The sequence below is a fragment of the Bradyrhizobium sp. MI1.11 genome, assembly GCF_055811255.1.
Window position 1 is genome coordinate 1 of record NZ_JBVVPM010000144.1, and the last position, 2,645, is coordinate 2,645.

Genomic DNA, 2,645 nt, shown 5'->3' on the forward strand with positions numbered 1-2,645 from the left:
AATCCGCCACCGCCCAAAAAAACGAAACGGCGCCCCCCGGCAAAAGCCAAAACATAACCACCCCACCACTGATCCGTAAGTGCTGTTTCGGTCCCACCTTCCATTGAAGGCGTCGAGCGAGGAATGATCGATCTCTGAGTGGAGATCGGCTTGTGTCTAAGTTTGACCATATGCTTGAGCCCAGGACCGCGGTTCGTCGGGTCGAGGTCATCACGGAGAGCGGCTGACGCCGTCAGTTCTCGGCCGACGACAAGGCGCGGTTTGTCGAGGAGACGCTGGCCCCGGGAGCCGTGGTATCGGAGGTCGCGCGGCGGCACGGATTGTCGCCGCAACAGCTGTTTACGTGGCGCCGGCAAATGCGACAGCCATTTGCGATCCCTGTGGCTCCCGAGCCGCAGACGTTCGTGCCCGCTGTCGTTACCCCATCGTCCACGCCGCCGGAGCGCTCACCGCGGCAGCGCCGACGACTTCGGAAGACGCTCGAGGGGGCGGAGAACAGCGGCATCATCGAGATCGAGATCAACGGCGTCGCCGTCCGGGTCGGCCGCGGCGCGGATGCCGCGACGGTTGCGGCGGTGTCCATGCGCTGAAGACTTGCACGTGATCGGTCCGACGGGCGCGGTGCGGGTGATGGTGGCAACCAGGCCGGTCGACTTCCGCAAGGGTGCCGAAGGGCTCGCGGCCCTGGTGCGTGAGAGCATCCAGGCCGATCCGTTCTCCGGCGCCGTGTATGTGTTCCGCGCCAAGCGCGCCGACCGGGTGAAGCTGATCTATTGGGACGGCACGGGTGTGTGCCTGTTCGCCAAGCGGCTTGAGACCGGTTCGTTCTGCTGGCCCAACGTGCAGGACGGCGTCATTCGCCTGACCGCGGCGCAGCTGTCAGCCTTGCTCGAAGGACTGGACTGGAAGCGCGTCCACGCCGCGCGCGAGACACCGTCGCCGATCCAGGGGAGTTGAACTGCGGCACAGTGAATCAGTATGCATGTCGCGCTCGCGGGATGCCGCGACGCATGGTGTAATCGCATCATGGCGACGACGGCCGACACGCTTCCGGACGATCCCGGCACGCTCAAGGCGATGCTGCTGGCCGAACGGGCGCGCGCCGCGCGGCTCGAGCAGATCATCAAGGAGTTGCAGCGTCATCGCTTCGGCCGCCGGGCCGAGACGCTGCCGGAGGACCAGTTGCTGCTCGGCCTGGAGGAGGTCGAGCAGGTCGAGGCGAGCAGTGATGCCGCAACCGATGCAGCCAATGCTGCCGAGCGATCGAGCCGAGCCGCACGGCGCCGCAGGAACAGAGGAGCGCTGCCGGCGCATCTGCCGCGGGTCGAGATGCTGATCGACCTCGACGATCACGCCTGCCCTTGCTGTCAGCAGGCGCTGCACCGGATCGGCGAGGATGTGAGCGAACGATTGGATATCGTCCCGGCCCAGTTCCGGGTCCTGGTCGTAAGGCGGCCGAAGTATGCCTGCCGGGCCTGCGAGACCATGGTGCAGGCACCGGCGCCAGCGCGGCTGATCGAGGGCGGGCTACCGACCGAAGCCACCGTAGCGCAGGTACTCGTCGCCAAATATGCCGACCATCTGCCGCTGTATCGGCAGGCTCAAATTTACGCCCGCCAGGGCCTCGAGCTGGATCGCTCGACCCTGGCCGATTGGGTCGGGCGGGCAGCCTTCCTGTTGCGGCCGGTGCATGAGCGACTGCTCGCGAGGCTGAAGCAGTCGACAAAACTGTTTGCCGACGAGACCACCGCCCCGGTGCTCGATCCCGGACGCGGCCGCACCAAGACCGGCCAGCTCTGGGCCTATGCCCGCGACGACCGGCCCTGGGGCGGCACGGACCCGCCCGCCGTCGCCTATGTCTACGCTCCCGATCGCAAGGCCGAACGGCCGATCGTCCACCTCGCGGGTTTTGCCGGCATCCTCCAGGTCGACGGCTATGCCGGCTATCGGGTCCTGGCCGAGCGCGGTGACGTAGAACTGGCGTTCTGCTGGTCCCATGTGCGCCGGCGCTTCTACGAACTCGCCGCGGCCGGTCCCGCACCGATCGCCAGCGAGGCGCTCGAACGTATCGCCGGGCTCTACGTCATCGAAGCCCAGATCCGCGGCCGCACCGCCGACGAGCGTCGCGCCGTCCGCCAAGAGAAGAGCCGGCCGATCGCCGACGAGTTCGAACCCTGGCTGCGCGCCAAGCTCAGTCTGATTAGCCAGAAGACCAAACTCGCGGAGGCTATCCGATATGCGCTGTCGCGTTGGGACGGGCTGACGCGCTTCATTGCCGACGGCCGCATCGAGATCGATTCCAACGTCGTTGAGCGCGCTATCCGCCCAATCGCGCTCAACCGCAAGAACGCCCTGTTCGCTGGCTCGGACGGCGGCGGCGAACACTGGGCCGTCATCGCCTCACTGATCGAAACCTGCAAGCTCGTCGGCGTCGAACCCCACGCCTATCTCGCCGACGTCATCACCCGCATCGTCAACGATCACCCGAACAGCCAGATCGACGAATTGCTACCCTGGGCCTATCTCGCTACCCAAAAACGCTGGCGCGTGGCCTGAGAACATCGCTTACACTGATCCGTTGGTCAATCCAGGAAATCCGCCGCATTGCTATCAGACTTGCGCGGAAGCGGATTCAACCCGCACAC

Annotated in this window: 2 protein-coding genes and 1 pseudogene; all 3 read left to right on the forward strand. The window is 66.0% G+C overall.

The genetic code is table 11. The features are described 5' to 3' along the window. Positions 1-239: 239 nt before the first annotated feature. Positions 240-590, forward strand: a pseudogene (gene tnpA / locus AC0L30_RS42655) (IS66-like element accessory protein TnpA); the annotation flags it as partial. 10 nt (positions 591-600) lie between these two features. Continuing rightward, positions 601-957 (forward strand): IS66 family insertion sequence element accessory protein TnpB, encoded by a 357-nt coding sequence (gene tnpB, locus AC0L30_RS42660; protein WP_473406761.1) that lies wholly within the window; start codon positions 601-603, stop codon positions 955-957. Positions 958-1,026: 69 nt separating this feature from the next. Beyond that, on the forward strand, positions 1,027-2,556 hold the full coding sequence (gene tnpC, locus AC0L30_RS42665; protein WP_473406762.1) for an IS66 family transposase: 1,530 nt from the start codon (positions 1,027-1,029) through the stop codon (positions 2,554-2,556). Positions 2,557-2,645: the final 89 nt, after the last annotated feature.